18 protein-coding genes and 2 pseudogenes are annotated in these 13913 nt (G+C 71.7%); 9 read left to right on the top strand and 11 right to left on the bottom strand.

From position 1 onward, the window contains the following. Positions 1 to 2: 2 nt before the first annotated feature. The 5 genes and pseudogenes from DFJ67_RS30595 (at position 3) to DFJ67_RS30575 (ending at position 3828) form a co-directional block, all read left to right on the top strand. Positions 3 to 461, top strand: coding sequence for a nuclear transport factor 2 family protein (locus DFJ67_RS30595; RefSeq protein WP_116071435.1), 459 nt, complete (start codon positions 3 to 5; stop codon positions 459 to 461). A 39-nt stretch (positions 462 to 500) separates the two neighbouring features. Continuing rightward, a pseudogene (locus DFJ67_RS30590) lies at positions 501 to 1409 on the top strand (NADP-dependent oxidoreductase). A gap of 11 nt (positions 1410 to 1420) precedes the next feature. Next, positions 1421 to 1801 carry a VOC family protein gene (locus DFJ67_RS30585; protein WP_116071433.1) on the top strand — a complete coding sequence of 127 codons (381 nt, stop codon included), beginning with the start codon at positions 1421 to 1423 and terminating at the stop codon, positions 1799 to 1801. Next, positions 1798 to 2673: an AraC family transcriptional regulator gene (locus tag DFJ67_RS30580; protein ID WP_239096990.1), complete on the top strand. Its 876-nt coding sequence runs from the start codon at positions 1798 to 1800 to the stop codon at positions 2671 to 2673. The genes DFJ67_RS30585 and DFJ67_RS30580 overlap by 4 nt, the downstream gene beginning before the upstream one ends. A gap of 72 nt (positions 2674 to 2745) precedes the next feature. Then, a complete protein-coding gene (locus tag DFJ67_RS30575; RefSeq protein WP_116071429.1) occupies positions 2746 to 3828 on the top strand; it encodes an aldo/keto reductase in 1083 nt (360 codons plus the stop codon). On the opposite strand, the gene DFJ67_RS30570 is transcribed toward DFJ67_RS30575, so the two are convergent. Then, positions 3822 to 4565, bottom strand: a complete 744-nt coding sequence (locus tag DFJ67_RS30570; protein ID WP_116071427.1) for an ABC transporter permease — start codon at positions 4563 to 4565, stop codon at positions 3822 to 3824. The genes DFJ67_RS30575 and DFJ67_RS30570 overlap by 7 nt on opposite strands. A gap of 80 nt (positions 4566 to 4645) precedes the next feature. On the opposite strand from DFJ67_RS30570, the gene DFJ67_RS30565 reads away from it, so the two are divergent. Continuing rightward, complete coding sequence (locus DFJ67_RS30565; RefSeq protein WP_116071424.1) at positions 4646 to 5158, top strand: FBP domain-containing protein; 513 nt, start codon at positions 4646 to 4648, stop codon at positions 5156 to 5158. A 5-nt stretch (positions 5159 to 5163) separates the two neighbouring features. Here DFJ67_RS30565 and DFJ67_RS30560 read toward each other — a convergent pair whose 3' ends face one another. The 3 genes from DFJ67_RS30560 to DFJ67_RS30550 all read right to left on the bottom strand — a co-directional run bounded on the left by DFJ67_RS30560 (position 5164) and on the right by DFJ67_RS30550 (position 6933). After that, positions 5164 to 5913 carry an SDR family NAD(P)-dependent oxidoreductase gene (locus tag DFJ67_RS30560; protein WP_116071422.1) on the bottom strand — a complete coding sequence of 250 codons (750 nt, stop codon included), beginning with the start codon at positions 5911 to 5913 and terminating at the stop codon, positions 5164 to 5166. Positions 5914 to 6020: 107 nt separating this feature from the next. Beyond that, positions 6021 to 6623 carry a TetR/AcrR family transcriptional regulator gene (locus tag DFJ67_RS30555; RefSeq protein ID WP_116071420.1) on the bottom strand — a complete coding sequence of 201 codons (603 nt, stop codon included), beginning with the start codon at positions 6621 to 6623 and terminating at the stop codon, positions 6021 to 6023. Positions 6624 to 6651: 28 nt separating this feature from the next. Continuing rightward, positions 6652 to 6933, bottom strand: a complete 282-nt coding sequence (locus DFJ67_RS30550) for a hypothetical protein (protein ID WP_116071418.1) — start codon at positions 6931 to 6933, stop codon at positions 6652 to 6654. Positions 6934 to 6987: 54 nt separating this feature from the next. Between DFJ67_RS30550 and DFJ67_RS30545 the strand changes: the two genes are divergently transcribed. After that, the gene (locus DFJ67_RS30545) at positions 6988 to 7353 is read left to right on the top strand and encodes a nuclear transport factor 2 family protein (protein WP_211333975.1); all 366 of its coding nucleotides are present in this window, start codon (positions 6988 to 6990) and stop codon (positions 7351 to 7353) included. A gap of 8 nt (positions 7354 to 7361) precedes the next feature. Here DFJ67_RS30545 and DFJ67_RS30540 read toward each other — a convergent pair whose 3' ends face one another. The 3 genes from DFJ67_RS30540 to DFJ67_RS30530 form a co-directional block, all read right to left on the bottom strand. Continuing rightward, the gene (locus tag DFJ67_RS30540; protein WP_116071416.1) at positions 7362 to 7736 is read right to left on the bottom strand and encodes a PH domain-containing protein; all 375 of its coding nucleotides are present in this window, start codon (positions 7734 to 7736) and stop codon (positions 7362 to 7364) included. Between the two features lie 102 nt (positions 7737 to 7838). Continuing rightward, the gene (locus DFJ67_RS30535) at positions 7839 to 9080 is read right to left on the bottom strand and encodes a WD40/YVTN/BNR-like repeat-containing protein (protein ID WP_116071414.1); all 1242 of its coding nucleotides are present in this window, start codon (positions 9078 to 9080) and stop codon (positions 7839 to 7841) included. Continuing rightward, on the bottom strand, positions 9073 to 9570 hold the full coding sequence (locus tag DFJ67_RS30530) for an RNA polymerase sigma factor (RefSeq protein ID WP_239096991.1): 498 nt from the start codon (positions 9568 to 9570) through the stop codon (positions 9073 to 9075). The genes DFJ67_RS30535 and DFJ67_RS30530 overlap by 8 nt, the downstream gene beginning before the upstream one ends. A gap of 104 nt (positions 9571 to 9674) precedes the next feature. Between DFJ67_RS30530 and DFJ67_RS30525 the strand changes: the two genes are divergently transcribed. Beyond that, a complete protein-coding gene (locus DFJ67_RS30525; protein ID WP_116076823.1) occupies positions 9675 to 10403 on the top strand; it encodes an SDR family oxidoreductase in 729 nt (242 codons plus the stop codon). A gap of 9 nt (positions 10404 to 10412) precedes the next feature. Here the strand turns inward: DFJ67_RS30525 and DFJ67_RS30520 are convergent. From DFJ67_RS30520 to DFJ67_RS30505, 4 genes and pseudogenes are all read right to left on the bottom strand, one after another. Next, positions 10413 to 11002: pseudogene (locus DFJ67_RS30520) on the bottom strand (DUF4291 domain-containing protein). Next, positions 10999 to 11634 (bottom strand): class I SAM-dependent methyltransferase, encoded by a 636-nt coding sequence (locus DFJ67_RS30515; protein WP_116071410.1) that lies wholly within the window; start codon positions 11632 to 11634, stop codon positions 10999 to 11001. Before DFJ67_RS30515 ends, DFJ67_RS30520 begins: the two are co-directional and overlap by 4 nt. Before the next feature lie 11 nt (positions 11635 to 11645). Next, positions 11646 to 12287, bottom strand: coding sequence for a M23 family metallopeptidase (locus DFJ67_RS30510; protein WP_116071408.1), 642 nt, complete (start codon positions 12285 to 12287; stop codon positions 11646 to 11648). A gap of 9 nt (positions 12288 to 12296) precedes the next feature. After that, positions 12297 to 12908, bottom strand: a complete 612-nt coding sequence (locus DFJ67_RS30505) for a LysE family translocator (protein WP_116071406.1) — start codon at positions 12906 to 12908, stop codon at positions 12297 to 12299. A 71-nt stretch (positions 12909 to 12979) separates the two neighbouring features. Here DFJ67_RS30505 and DFJ67_RS30500 point away from each other — a divergent pair, with 71 nt between their 5' ends. Beyond that, positions 12980 to 13894: a LysR family transcriptional regulator gene (locus DFJ67_RS30500; RefSeq protein ID WP_116071404.1), complete on the top strand. Its 915-nt coding sequence runs from the start codon at positions 12980 to 12982 to the stop codon at positions 13892 to 13894. Positions 13895 to 13913 lie beyond the last annotated feature (19 nt).

Here is a 13913-nt window from a genome sequence, read left to right as displayed (position 1 = left end):
CCATGACCGACCGACCACCACTGCCGCCGTTCGACCGGGCCAGCGCGCTGGTCAAGGTGCAGGCCGCGGAGGACGCGTGGAACACCCGCGATCCGGAGCGCGCCTCGCTCGCCTACACAGTGGACTCGGTGTGGCGCAACCGCGACCAGTTCCTGGTCGGCCGCCCGGCGATCGTCGCGTTCCTGACCGACAAGTGGTCCCATGAGCTGGATTACGCGCTGCGCAAGAACCTGTGGTCGTTCACCGACGACCGGATCGCGGTGCGCTTCCAATACGAGTCGCACGACCCGAGCGGCCAATGGTGGCGCAGCTATGGCAACGAGCTGTGGGAGTTCGACGAGCACGGCCTGATGCGCCGGCGCGAGGCGAGCATCAACGACGTGCGGATCGACGAGTCCGACCGGCGCATCCACGGCCCGCGCCCGAAGGGCGAGCACGAACCCGACCTGCCGACGCAGTGAGTTGACTTCAAGCAAGGTTGAGGTCGAAGACTGGCGGGCATGCGTGCTGCGGCGTTCAGCTCCCCCGGCGGTCCCGAGGTGCTCCACCTGATGACCCTGCCCGACCCGGTGGCGGCGCCTGGTCAGGTTCTGGTCCGCGTGCGCGCGGCGGGCGTGCAGCCCTACGACTGCGCGGTCCGCGCGGGCTAGCTGCCGGCCGGCGTGCCGCCGACGTTGCCGCGCATCCCGGGCAACGAGTTCGCCGGCGTGGTCGAAGACGTCGGCCCCGGTGTCGACGGCATTGCGAAGGGCGCCGAGGTGCTCGGGTTCGGCCAGTTGGGCGCCTACGCCGAACTGCTCGCGGTCGCGGCCGACCAGGTCGTCGCCAAACCGTCCACGATGCCCTGGACGGTCGCCGGCGGTTTCTCGGCGGGAGCGCAGACCGCGCACATCGCGCTGGCCGAGTTGGCACCGGCGGCCGGCGAGACGCTGCTGATCCACGGCGCCGCGGGCGCGGTCGGCACGGTGGCCGTGCGGCTCGCCCTCGCTGCCGGCGCGACCGTCATCGCCACCGCCCGGCCCGAGAACCATCCCTACCTGCGGGCGCTCGGCGCGATGCCGGTCGCCTACGGCGAAGGCCTCGCGAACCGGGTGCGGGCGGCCGCGCCGGGCGGCGTCGATGCCGCGCTCGACGGTGCCGGTGGTGCCGCCCTCGACGTCTCGCTCGACCTGGTTGCCGACCGGCGCCGGATCCTGACACTGGTCGACCACGACCGCGCCGACGAACTCGGCATCCGGGTGACACCGGCGCTGCGCTCGGCCGAGCGCCTGGCGTCGCTGGTCGACCGCTACCTCGACGGCACGCTGCGCATCCACGTGCGCCGCACCTATCCGCTCGCCGCGGCCGCCGACGCGCACCGCGAGGTGGAGACCGGCCACGGGCGTGGCAAGGTCGTCATCGTGGTCTAGCGTGCGGGGGCATGATCGGACGGTTGCACCACACGATCCTCGACTGCCCCGACCCGGCGGCGCTGGCCCGGTTCTACAGCGAGCTGCTCGGTCTGCCCATCACGTACCGTGATGACGATTTCGCGGTTGTCTCGACCTCCGACCGGGCCTCCGGCCTGGCCTTCCAGCGCGCCCCGGACCATCGGCCGCCGACCTGGCCCGACCCGGCGGTCCCGCAGCAGATCCATCTCGACGTGATGGTCGACGACCGGGCCGCCGCCGGCGCCGCCGTCCTGAAACTGGGCGCCACCAAGCTCGACGGCGAGGGCGTCTACGCCGACCCGGCCGGGCATCCGTTCTGCCTGATCCCACTCCCGAGCTGGGCCGATCCGGTGTGTGCTGAAATCGGATGATGCAGCTCGACGAGCTCCGCACCCTGCTGGCGCGGCACGCCCGGCCCGACTTCGGCACCGCCATCGACGGCGTGCTGATCTCGAAGGTCGACCGGGCGCTGCCGCCGTCGCCAGCGATGTCGGGCACGGTGCTCGCGGTGATCGCGCAGGGAGCGAAACGCCTGGCCCTCGGCGACCGGGTGTACGAGTATCGCGCCGGCCAGTATCTCGTCGCCTCGGTCGACCTGCCGGTCACCGGCCACTTCACCGAGGTCAGCCGGGAACGGCCGGCGCTCGGCTTCGGGCTGACCCTGCGCCCGGACGCCGTCGCCGAACTGCTGCTCAGTGCGGGGCCCGGCGCGACGGCCGCCACGCCGCCCGGTATCGCGGTCAGCGACGCGCCGGCCGAGTTGCTCGACGCGGTGATCCGGCTGCTCCGCCTGCTCGACCAGCCGCGCGACCGGGCGGTGCTGGCACCCATGGTGATCCGCGAGATCCTGTGGCGGCTGATCAACGGCGAGCAGGGCGACGTCGTACGCCAACTCGGTGTCGCCGACAGCAACCTGCGGCACGTGGCGCGCGCCGTGCGGTGGATCCGCGACAACTACGCCCAGCCGTTCCGGGTCGAAGACGTGGCGCGGCTCGCCGGGATGAGCGTGTCGGCGTTCCACCGCAACTTCCAGGCGGTCACCGCGATGAGCCCGATCCAGTTCCAGAAGCAGATCCGGTTGCAGGAGGCCCGGCTGCTGCTCGCCACCCGGCCCACCGACATCGCCGGCGTCGGGCTGCGGGTCGGCTATGACAGCCCGTCACAGTTCAGCCGGGAGTATCGCCGGCAGTTCGGCGCCCCGCCGAGCGAAGACCTCGCCCGCCTGCGCCCCGCGCTGCCGTAGATAAGCAGGATCGTGCAAGCCCCCGCGCGGATCTGTCTACCCCGCCCGGCGGGCCCGGCGTTCGATTGACGCATGGCACTTGACCAGTATGTGACCCTCGGCCGATCCGGCCTCCGCGTCAGCCCGTTCGCGCTCGGCGCGATGACCTTCGGCGACGATCCCGGCGGTGCCGGCTGCAGTGTCGCGGAGTCCGAGAAGATCCTGGCCACCTACCTGGAGCAGGGCGGCAACTTCGTCGACACCGCCAACTTCTACACCAACGGCCACTCGGAGAAGATCCTCGGCGACTACTTCGCCGCCCGGCCGGGCCTGCGCGACCGCGTGGTGCTCGCGTCGAAGTTCTTCGGCAACATGTTCCCCGGCGACCCCAACGGCGGCGGCGCCGGCCGTGGCTCGATCATCGCCCAGCTCGACGAGAGCCTGCGCCGGCTCCAGACCGACCACCTCGACCTCTACTGGCTGCACAACTGGGACCGGCACACCCCGATCGAAGAGACGCTGCGTACGCTCGACGATCTGGTCCGGGCAGGCAAGATCCGTCATGTCGGCTTCTCCAACACGCCCGCCTGGCTCACCGCACAGGCCCAGACCATGGCCCAGCTCAAGGGCTGGACCCCGCTGATCGCGTTGCAGGTCGAGTATTCGCTGCTGGCCCGCACCGTCGAGGGCGAGTTGGCGCCGCTGGCGCTCGACCAGGGCATGGCGCTGGTGCCGTGGAGCCCGCTGAAGAACGGCTTCCTGTCCGGGAAATACCGGCGCGGCACATCGGTCACCGACTCCGCCCGCACGGCCTTCGTCGGTGGGCCGACCGAGGCCGACTACGAGGTCATCGAGGCCGTCGCCACGATCGCCGAGTCGCTCGGGACCACCGCGGCGGCGGTGTCGCTGGCCTGGCTGCGCGCCCGCGCCGGCACTGTCGTGCCGATCGTCGGCGCGCGCCGGGTGGCACACCTGGAGAGCAACCTCGCGGGCCTTTCGGTCACGCTGACCCCCGACCAGCTCCGCACGCTGGACGAGATCTCCGCGCCGACGCTGAACTACCCGGCCCCGATGCACGGCGCGCAACGGGCGATGCTCCAGTTCGCCGGCACGACCGTCGACGGCGAAGAGTCCGCCGTGTATCCGCCACTGGTGCAGAGCAGCGTTCGCTACTGAGCGGGCTTGATGATGCCGCGCGCGACGAACTCGACGGTCAGCGCCGCGGCGATCATCTCGACCGCAAGCAGGCCGACGAGCACGAGTAGCTGGGCGGCGCCGGCCGCGATCGGGCTGGCGCCGCCGAGCAGCACGCCGACGAACGCGCCGGGCAGCGTCACCAGGCCGACCGTGCGGGTCTGGTCGAGGGCCGGGACGAGCGCTTCGGCGGCGCTCGTCCGGCACAGTTCCAGCGCGGCGTCGCGGTCGGCGAAGCCGAGGGCCAGCGCCGCCTCGTACTCGCCGTGCCGGGTCCGCAGCGTCTCCAGCGCTCGCCGGCCGGCGAGCGAGGTCGCGGTCATCGCACCGCCGATCAGGATGCCGGCGATCGGCACCACGGCGGTCGGCGTGCGCGGGACGGTCCCGGTGGCCAGCACGAGCGCGAGCACGGGCACGACGCCGCCGAGGATGGGCAGCGCGATCACCGGCGAGCGCCGCCCGACCCGGCCGCCGGAGGTGAACGCCGCGATCGTCAGCATCGAGGTGACGAAGACCGCGGTCAGCCCCCACGAGCGCAGCACCGCGACGATGAGCAGCGAGATCGCGGCGAGCTGCACGAGCGCGCGGATGCTCGCGACGACCAATGCCCGGGAGATCTCCAGCCGGGCCACGCCGGCGACCGCGGCCGCGATGACAACCAGGATCACCAACACGATGGCGTACGCGATGGAAGGGGTGATCGTGGCCTGGGAAGACATGTGGCGGTCAAGCTACCCGCTCCGGCCGGGCCAGGAAAAGAGGATGACCGCTGGCGACGCGGTCGGTTAGCTTCGGCGGCATGGAACCACTCGACGAGGGCGCGATCCGCGGCTCCTTCGTGAACTGCAGCAAGGGCGAGGCCAGCCGCATCAAGCTCCCCGCCGGCTTCACCGACGGCGGCGTGCCCTGGGCCGACCTCGACTTTCTCGGCTGGACCGACCCCGGCGCCCCACAGCGGGCGCTGCTGGTCGTGCCCGGCGCCGACGGCCCCACCGGCATCGTGCTGCGCCGCCCGGAGGTGCGCCGGATCAGCGCGATGCGGTCGAGCATGTGCAGCGTCTGCCTGACCGACCACGCCGCGTCGGGCGTGGCGCTCTTCGTGGCGCCGCTGGCCGGGCCGGAGGGCCGCAAAGGCAACACGATCGGCGAATACATGTGCGCCGACCTGGCCTGCTCGCTCTACCTGCGCGGCAAGCGCCAGCCGAAGCTGCGCCTCGTCCGGCGCGACGAGACCCTAAGCCTGGAAGAGCGGATCGACCGGGCGATGACCAAGCTGGCGGCGTTCACGGATCGTGTCGCCGCCAGCCACTAGACCGGTCAGATCTGGTTGCGGCCGCCATCGACGAAGAGTTCGATGCCGGTGATGAAGGTGCTCTGGTCCGAGGCGAGGAACAGGGCCGCGCTGGCCACCTCGTCGGGGCGGCCGATCCGGCCCATCGGGATCGTGCTCGCCATGTAGGTCTTGAGCTGGTCGGCCTGATCCTGGCTCGGGACGAGACCGTCGATGCCGGGGGTGTCGATGGTGCCCGGGCTGATGGCGTTGACCCGGATCGACCGGCCCTTGAGCTCCGCGGCCCAGGTGCGGGCGAAGGAGCGCACGGCCGCCTTGGAGGCCGCGTAGACGCCGAACGCCTCGTTGCCGAGCGTGCCGGCGTTCGACGACTGGAGGATGACCGACGCGCCGTCGTTGAGCAGCGGCAGCGCCTTCTGCACCGTGAACAGCATCCCCTTGGTGTTGCCGCCGAACGTCTGGTCGAAGTGCTTCTCGGTGACCTGCTCGAGCGTGGAGAACTCACCGCCGCCGGCGTTGGCGAACAGCACGTCGATGCGCCGGTTCTGGTTGGCCACCGTCGCGTAGAGCCGGTCCAGGTCGGCCAGGTCGGCGACGTCGCCGCGTACCCCGGTCGCGTTGGGCCCGATCTTGGCCACGGCGGCGTCGAGCGCGTCCTGGCGCCGGCCGGTGACGTAGACGTGCGCCCCTTCCGCGGCGAACCGCTCCGCCGTGGCCAGGCCGATCCCGCTGGTGCCGCCGGTCACGACCGCGGTCTTGCCATCAAGCTGCCCCATGGTGGGTGCTCCCTCATGTCTGCGTTGTTTTTTAGCGTGCACTAAAAAACTAGGCCGGCCGAAGGCTGGTGTCGAGTGGATGTGACGCGCGCGACGGCTCCTGCGGATCAGGTGGTTGCCGGCGCCGGCCAGACGGTCATGGCCGTATCGACGATCTGGTGCAGTTGCTCCCGGGTCGCGCCGCCGGCCGCCTGGACCGCGACGCCCTGGTAGATGGTCGTGAAGTAGCGCGCGAGGCCCTCGGGATCGCTGCCGGCCGGGAGTTCCCCGTCGGCGGCGGCCCGCTCCAACCGCGCCCGCAGGGCCGCCTCGCCGGCCGCCCGCCGCGCGGTCAACTCGGCTCGCGCGGCCTCCGCACCGGGCGAGCAGGCCAGGGCGCCCTGGACAGTGATGCAGCCGCGCGGATGATCAGGATCCGTCGTCGCGTCGGCGGCGCCGTGCAGCAGGCTTTCCACCGCGCCCCGCGCCGTCGGCTGATCGAAAGCCGCACGGATATAGCGGGCGGGCCCGTCGGCATAGCGGTCGAGCACCTTGCTGAACAGTTGCTCCTTGTTGCCAAAGGCGTTGTAGAGACTGGGCGCGTTGTTGATGCCCATGGCCTTGGTGAGGTCGGAGATGGCGGTGCCCTCGTAGCCCTGCCGCCAGAACACCTCCAGCGCCTGGTCAAGGGCCCGGTCACTGTCAAAGGCGCGCGGCCGTCCTCCTGCCATGATCGCCCTCCTCATTTATTAGGCATCACTAAAATACCTCGGCCCCGCGCCATCGGCCGGGGCTGGCCGTGACGGCTCGATCACACGAGGCGACTGCCACCCCGGGCCTGGCCGCCTGGCTCGGGGCCGCGCTGGTGACGGCGAGGACGAGCCAGCCGACCGGGTAGCCCACGAAGAGCATGTCGGAGTCGGCGGAGTTGACCGCGACATCGCCGGCCAGCGCGGTGAGCCGGCCGGCGATCGGCGCGATCGCGATGGTGAGGTGAGCGCCGGATAGACCGCGATCAACGCCCTGCCGGTCAACTTTCATGAGCGGAAAGCTAGACGGGGCATACGACGAAAACCGCGAGGTGCCGTGGCTAGCATGGGTTTGATCGACACCCGACCCGAGACGGAGCCGACCATGGCCGAGCAAACGCCGCCGGCACCCATCGCGGCCATGATCGAGGCGACCAACGCCGCCGACTCGGCCGCTTTCGTCGCGGCGTTCACCGACGACGCCTACGTCCGTGACGGCAGCCGCGAGTTCACCGGCCACAATGGAGTCGCCGACTGGGACCGCACCGACAACATCGGTGTCGGCATGCAATTCGAGGTGCTCTCGACCGAGCCAGCCGGCGACGACGCCTACGTGGTCACCATCCGCGCGACCAGCAGACGCTTCAACGGCACCGGCCCGATGCGCGTCACCCTGCGCGACGGCCTGATCTCCCGCCTCGAAATCGGCTGACCGGCGGGTTACAGCACGTAGCGCGCCACAAGCTGGCCGAGCTCCCGGATGTCGGCGCTCCCCTTGAACTCGAGGCGCACCTTGCCGAGCCCGCTGAACCACAGGTCTAGCTCTGCGTCGAGATCGAACGTGCCCGCGGTCTCAATCGAAAAGGCCTGAATCTTGCTGTACGGAAGCGAAGTGAAGTCGCGCTTCTTTCCGGTGATCCCCTGGACGTTGACGGCGATCAGCCGCTTGTCGGTGAACACGACGAAGTCGCGCATCGCCTTGAAGCACGACACCAGGCGCTCCTCCGGGATCAGGAGGGGCGCCACCAGCGGCCCGAGGTCCTCGAGCCGGGCTGGGTTGAGCTTGAAGACAGAACCATTGGAAAAGTCGATCATGGGCCCGAAGTCTAGTGAGGGCCGCTGATCCCGCCAGCTACGTTCGTTCAGCCCGTGCTGACCGATCAGTGACGCCTGTCGACCCCGTAGGCCACCGCGGGCTCACCCCACCGAGGCCAGTGGGAGCTTGTTCCACGTCTTGCCGTCGTCGGTGGAGACCCAGAGGCCCACCTCCGGATTGAGGCTGGTGGCCACGTAGCCGCCAGGAACGGCAAGTACGTGCGCGCGCGGCCCCACGCCCGCCCAGCTCGCGGTCGTCCGGCGACCGTCGGTGGTCCGGGTCAGCCCGTTGTTCATCGAGATGAACGCGCTGCCGTCGGCCAGGCCGAAGATGCCCTCGTCCGGGAAATCCAGGAAGTTGAACGTGATGTCGTGGCCGCCGTTCCAGGTCATTCCGCCGTCATCGCTGCGGTAGAGGCGCAGGTCGTCGGCCGCCCTGCCGCTGTAGAGCGCGTAGGCCCGCTTCCCGTCGGCGACCGCGACACTGCGGAAGACGGCGTCCTTCGGCAGCTTGCGGACACTCCAGGTGCGCCCGCCGTCCCGGCTGACGGCCAGCGACTTGCCGATCCACTTCGGCTTGTCGGGCCGGGACGTCGGCTCGGAACCGGTGTATCCGAAGATCCACCTCTCCCCCACCTCCGGCGCCACGCCAAGCACACTCGCCTGCATGATCGGCAATGCCACGCTGGCGAGGTCGCCGGTGGCCGGATCGACGGCGACCAGCCGATCCTCGTCGACGCCCACCGAGACGGCGTCGGCCGGCAGTTCCTCGACCGGGGTGACGGTCGCCGCTCGCCACGTACGCCCGGCATCGGTGCTCGTGAAATAGCCCGTCGCGGTGGCCGGCCGGCTGACCGTCGTGACCACCGTTTCGCCCGCCGCAGCCGTGAGGAACCGTGCCGAGTTGATCCCGCCGCCCGGCATCTCCGACGTCGTCCACGTCGCGCCCCGGTCGGCGCTGGCCGCCACCTTGTCGACGCACGCGCTACGGCAGTCGCGGATCGGCAGATAGAGATGGTCGAGGTCGCCCGCTACCGCGTAGCTCGTCACGGAGACCGCGGGGATCGGGCTCCCACCGGGCTTGGGGTTCTCGGCGGCGTGCCGCAGCACATAGGCGCTGCCCGACGGTGCCGGTGCCGGAGTGGGGCCCGGACCGCCGTCGCCGGCGAAGCCGCCGCCGGTCGCGATGCCGCCGCCCGCCGCCACGACCGCCACCACCGCGGCCGCGCCGAACGCGCGCAGAAACCGGCGCCGGCGCGCGGCCTTGGCGACCACGTCGGCCCAGTCGGGTCGGAACGCCTGGCCGGCCGCCTCGGCCAGTCCGGCGAAGTCTGGTTCACGCATTGGTCGCCTCCTTGTCGCCGAGGTCCGTCGCGAGGGCGCGCCGCCCCCGCAGCAGGCGGGTCTTGACCGCCTCCACGCTGCAGCCGAGCGTCGCGGCCACCTCCGCGACCGGCAGGTCGGCGATGTAGTGCAGCACCACCGCCTCGCGCACCACGCGTGGCAGCCGTTGCAGCGCGGCGACCAGCGCCACGTGGTCGGGCGACAGGGACGGGACCACCTCCTCGCGGGGCAACCGGCCGGCCTTCGCCAACCGGTCGAACAGGACTCTTCGCCTGTGTCGCGAGCGCGCCACGTTCATCGCCACCGTCCGCAGCCACGCCTCGGGGCTCGCCACCCCGCGCAGCAGCGACGGGCGCGCGAGCGCCCGCGCGAACGCCTCGTGCACCGCATCCTGCGCCTCGGCATAGTCGCCGGTCAGCCCGTAGAGCTGGGCCGTCAGCCGGCGTGCCGTGACGCGGTAGATCTCGTGCAGGTCGACTTCGCCGTCCACCGTCACCTCCGTCATCACCGAGTTAGACCTGCGAGTGCCGGCGGAGGTGACATCGGGAGTGTGGCGAGGGTGGTCACGGTCCGGAAAGGGATAAAATGGACCGCATGCCGACACCAGCGCTGGCCGGACAGACCGTAGTGCTCATCGGCGGCAGCGCCGGCATCGGCCTGGAGACCGGCCGGCTCGCCCGCGCCGAAGGCGCCGACGTCATCCTCACCGGCCGCAACCAGGACCGGCTCGACCAGGCGGCGCGCGACATCGGCGCGCTGCGCACCGCGGCGTTCGACGCGACCGACGCGGCCGCCCTCGCGGGGTTCTTCCAGGACGTGCCGGGACCGATCGACCACGTGCTGATCACCGCCGGTGGCCCGCGCTACGGCCCGCTGCTCGAGATGGACCCGGCGGAGGTGGCCCTCGCGGTCAGCGACCACATCGTGCTGGCGCTCGGCGTCGCCCGCAACGCGGCGAGCCGGATGCGACCCGGTGGCACCCTGCTCCTGATGGGCGGCACCGGCGGCCGGCGGATCGCCCGCGGCCTGGGGATCGTCTCGGCCGGCACCGCGGCACTCCCGCCGTTCATCGCCTCCCTGGCACTCGAGATCGCGCCGGTGCGGGCCAACCTGATCGCGGCCGGCTTCGTCGACACCCCGCTGTCGGCCCGGCTGCTCGGCGACGACCTCGACGCGCGCCGCGAGGAACTGCGCACCACCAACCCGATCGGCCGGGTCGTGACAGCGCAAGACGTCGCGGCGCTCGCGGTGCACATCATGACCAACACCGCATTGACCGGCGCGACGTACGACATCGACGGCGGGCAGCAGTTCGTCCAATAAGGACGGCGGCTAGTCGATGGCCGCCCCGATGTTCGCTGCGACGGGTGCCGGAAGCGGGTAAACGCGCTCGACCGGCAGCAGCGCGCGGGCAGCGGTGTCGTCGCCGGCGCGCAGCAGTTCCCTGATCGCGCGTGCCGTGCCGGTCACCTCGGTGATGCCGGTGATCCATTCGTCGACGTACCGGGCCGCGGCGACACCGGTCAGCCCTACCTGGAGTGACCGGTGCGGCAGCGGCTTGAGGGAGAGCGAGCGTTCCGGGTCCCACTGCACCCGCACCGGGCTGGCCTTGAGCTGCCGCGACCAGTCCCCGCTGGACGGGTAGCGGTCCCGGTCGAAGTGGCTCAGGCAGGCGTTCGCCAGCGCCCACTCGAACCCGGTCCTGGTGATCTCGATCGCCAGCACATTTTCCTGGCCGGGCTTGGTGGCCACCCGCAGCGATACATCATCCACAGGAACGACGGCTTGATCCACGTCATCCGGTCGCGACTGAACGGCGGGACGAAGCCGCCGTGTGCCAGGGCCGGCAGCGCGATCGCGGATGAGTAGGCCTGATAGACGGTCACAGTGTCCGCGGTGAACCGAGCGCGGACCTCGTTCATATGGCCGGCCGCCGGGCGAACAGGATCCCCGGGTCGATGCCGGGCAGTGCCTCGTCGATGACCGTGAAGCCCGCGTCGCGCAGCCAGCCGGCGACCTGGTCGGGTTGGCGGCGGTGGACGTACACCTTCATCGGGTGTCCGCCGTAGCCCTCGGTCTTGAGGCGCGACCCGGTGCCGGCGTGGAACCCGACCAGCAACGGCCCGCCCGGCCGCAGCACGCGCCGGAACTCCGCGAAGATGGTCGGCACCGCGTCGTCCGGGACGTGCACCAGCGACCAGAACGCCAGCAGCCCGCTCACCGACGCGTCGGCGAGGTCGAGCGCGGTCATCGAGCCGACCGAGAACCGCAGGTGCGGGTGGTCGCGCCTGGCCACGTCGACCATTCCCGGCGAGAGGTCGACGCCGAACCCGTCGACGCCGAGCGCGTGCAGGTGTGCGGTCACGTGGCCGGGGCCGCAGCCCGCGTCGAGCACCGGGCCGCCGCCCGCGTCGTGGACCAGGTCGGCGAATCGCGCCAGCGCCGCCCGCAACTCCGGCGCGCCCTCGATCGAGTCGACCATCGTCGCCGCGTAGCTGAGCGCCACGGTGTCGTAGGAGGTTCGGGTGTCCGCCAGCCAGTCGTCCGCAGTCACGACGGGACACCCTAGCCCGGCTCCACGATCTCCGACTCCCCCGGGACGCCTCGATCGACGATGCCCGGCCGGCCCGACACGCGGTAGGACCGGAACTCCATCGGCAACCCGCGGGCGGCGAAGGGGTCGAGCCCGTCCATCGCCTGGAGGTGCAGGTGTGGCTGGGTCGAGTTGCCGGAGTTGCCGCACAGCCCCACCTCCTGGCCGGCCACCACCGCGTCGCCCACCCGCACCCGGACAGAACCGGCCCGCAGGTGTGCGAGCACGACATAGCCGCCCTCGACCGCGAGGATCACGTGGTTGCCGGCGATCGCCGCCGCGCCGCCCCCGGCCCGGGACGCCTGGGTCAGCGCGTAGCCCGCCAGCGCCAACGGTGAACGGCGTGCCTCGTGGTCGGGGGCGCCGGAATGCACCGCCGCCACGGTGCCGGCGGCCGGCGCGAGGATCGGCAGGCCGAAGGCGAAGAACCGGTCCGGTGGCTCGGTGGCCAGCAGCGTGCGCCAGTCGCGCGTCGGTGCCGTCCGGCCGTCTCGAACAGCGATGAAATCCATGGCGTACGTCGTCGCGAACAGGTGGGTGCCGTGGCTCGGCACCCGCCGCGCGGGACTGTTGCGCACCCGCCAGGTGCCCCGGAACGGCAGCGCGAGCAGCATCAGCCCAGGCTAGATCCCCGCCGCCACCGCCGTGCCGAGGCAGAGCAGCACGCAGCCCGTGACCAGTTGCAGGCCGCGGTGGACGGCGGGCCTCGACACCAGCGTGCGGCCGCGGTTGACGATCCAGGTGAACAGCACGTACCAGGCGCCGGTGACCAGGGCCCACAGGGCGCCGAGGGCGATGCTGGAGAGGAAGACCGGGCCGTGTGCCGACAGGAACTGCGGCAGCAGCGAGATGGCGAACACGCCGGCCTTGGGGTTGCCGAGGTTGGTGGCCAGGCCGGCGGCGAAGGCCCGCCGATAGCCGGGCGTCGCGACGGCGACGGCCACGGTGCGCCGGCGCAGCGCCAGCAGCGTGCTCACGCCCAGCGCGCCGAGCAGCACACCGCCGGCGATCCGGACGGCCGCGTACGCGTGCGGATTGGCCAGCAGCACCGCGGAGAGCCCGGCGGCCGCGGCGGTGGTCCAGATCAGCAGCCCGGTGCAGGTGCCGCCGATGCTGGCCCAGGCCCGGCGGGCGCCGCCGTCGAGGGCCTGCCGCAGGATGAGGGCCTGCCCGACGCCGGGCAGCATCGCCAGCAACCAGGTGGTGGCGATGAACGCCGGGAGGTGGATCGGCATGCCTCCAGGCTGCCGAACCGACGCCGCTTCAGGGAAGTAAATGTTCACCGGCTCAGGCTTAAGCTCTTTTAATGCTGATGGAGCCCGGGCAGTTGCGCCTCCTCGCCCTGATCGAGCGGCACGGTTCGCTCGCGGCCGCCGCGACCGCGCTGGGCGTCACCGCGGCGGCGGTGACCCAGCAGGTGGCCCGGGCCGAACGGGCCTGCGGCGCGCCGCTGGTCCGGCGTGGCCCGCGAGGTGCCTCGCTGACGGTGGCCGGGGCCCTGCTCGCGACGCACGGGCACGGGATCGACCGGCACACCCGGGAGGCCGGCACCGGCCTGGCCGCGCTGCTCGGCGAGTTGTCGCTGCGGCTGCGGATCGGCGCGTTCCAGGCCGCCGCGTTGCGCCTGCTGCCGCCGGCGTTGACCGCGTTGCGGCACCGGCACGCCGACGCCGACCTGTCGGTCGTCGACATCACCTCCGATCAGGGCATGCCGGCCGTCGCGGCCGGCGAGCTCGACCTGGCCGTGATCGCCGCCTGGGACGAGCCGCCGGTGCCGCCCGAGCACGTCACGCTGCACCCGCTGCTCGCCGACCCGATGGTCGTGGTGCTGCCCGACGACCACCCACTGGCTTCGGCCGGCGGCGCGCTCGACCTGGCCCGGCTCCGCGACGAGGCGTGGGTGACGATCATCGCCGGCCATGCCGCCCGGGCCCAGTTCGACCGGGCCACCGCGGCCGCGGGCTTCACGCCGAAGGTACGGTTCCAGACCGCGTCGTACGACGTCGCACAGGCTCTGGTCGGCACCGGCATCGGCGTCGCACTGGTCTCGAGGCTGGCGCTGAGCGCGACGCCCGGCACTGTCCACCGTGAACTGACCGAGCGCGGCCTGCACCGCCGGCTCTACGCCGCGACGCTCACCGACGCCTCGCTCACGCCGCTCGTCGGCGCGTTTCTCGCGCTGCTGCACGATGTCGCCGGCGACATCACCGGAAAGGCTTGAACCGAAGGCAATATACTGA

The organism is Asanoa ferruginea, assembly GCF_003387075.1.
In the GTDB taxonomy this organism is placed as follows: Bacteria; Actinomycetota; Actinomycetes; order Mycobacteriales; family Micromonosporaceae; genus Asanoa; species Asanoa ferruginea.
Note: the sequence above shows the minus strand (reverse complement) of the source record. Positions and strands in the feature narration are given on the sequence as shown.

What these genes read in the sequence shown, in the direction of transcription:
- DFJ67_RS30505 (WP_116071406.1), bottom strand. Translation starts at nt 12,908, where the DNA reads ATGCCGATCCACCTCCCGGCGTTCATCGCCACCACCTGGTTGCTGGCG.
- DFJ67_RS30545 (WP_211333975.1), top strand. Translation starts at nt 6,988, where the DNA reads ATGGGTTTGATCGACACCCGACCCGAGACGGAGCCGACCATGGCCGAG.
- DFJ67_RS30595 (WP_116071435.1), top strand. Translation starts at nt 3, where the DNA reads ATGACCGACCGACCACCACTGCCGCCGTTCGACCGGGCCAGCGCGCTG.
- DFJ67_RS30540 (WP_116071416.1), bottom strand. Translation starts at nt 7,736, where the DNA reads ATGATCGACTTTTCCAATGGTTCTGTCTTCAAGCTCAACCCAGCCCGG.
- DFJ67_RS30500 (WP_116071404.1), top strand. Translation starts at nt 12,980, where the DNA reads ATGCTGATGGAGCCCGGGCAGTTGCGCCTCCTCGCCCTGATCGAGCGG.
- DFJ67_RS30565 (WP_116071424.1), top strand. Translation starts at nt 4,646, where the DNA reads ATGGAACCACTCGACGAGGGCGCGATCCGCGGCTCCTTCGTGAACTGC.
- DFJ67_RS30570 (WP_116071427.1), bottom strand. Translation starts at nt 4,565, where the DNA reads ATGTCTTCCCAGGCCACGATCACCCCTTCCATCGCGTACGCCATCGTG.
- DFJ67_RS30575 (WP_116071429.1), top strand. Translation starts at nt 2,746, where the DNA reads ATGGCACTTGACCAGTATGTGACCCTCGGCCGATCCGGCCTCCGCGTC.
- DFJ67_RS30510 (WP_116071408.1), bottom strand. Translation starts at nt 12,287, where the DNA reads ATGCTGCTCGCGCTGCCGTTCCGGGGCACCTGGCGGGTGCGCAACAGT.
- DFJ67_RS30580 (WP_239096990.1), top strand. Translation starts at nt 1,798, where the DNA reads ATGATGCAGCTCGACGAGCTCCGCACCCTGCTGGCGCGGCACGCCCGG.
- DFJ67_RS30550 (WP_116071418.1), bottom strand. Translation starts at nt 6,933, where the DNA reads ATGAAAGTTGACCGGCAGGGCGTTGATCGCGGTCTATCCGGCGCTCAC.
- DFJ67_RS30555 (WP_116071420.1), bottom strand. Translation starts at nt 6,623, where the DNA reads ATGGCAGGAGGACGGCCGCGCGCCTTTGACAGTGACCGGGCCCTTGAC.
- DFJ67_RS30560 (WP_116071422.1), bottom strand. Translation starts at nt 5,913, where the DNA reads ATGGGGCAGCTTGATGGCAAGACCGCGGTCGTGACCGGCGGCACCAGC.
- DFJ67_RS30535 (WP_116071414.1), bottom strand. Translation starts at nt 9,080, where the DNA reads ATGCGTGAACCAGACTTCGCCGGACTGGCCGAGGCGGCCGGCCAGGCG.
- DFJ67_RS30585 (WP_116071433.1), top strand. Translation starts at nt 1,421, where the DNA reads ATGATCGGACGGTTGCACCACACGATCCTCGACTGCCCCGACCCGGCG.
- DFJ67_RS30525 (WP_116076823.1), top strand. Translation starts at nt 9,675, where the DNA reads ATGCCGACACCAGCGCTGGCCGGACAGACCGTAGTGCTCATCGGCGGC.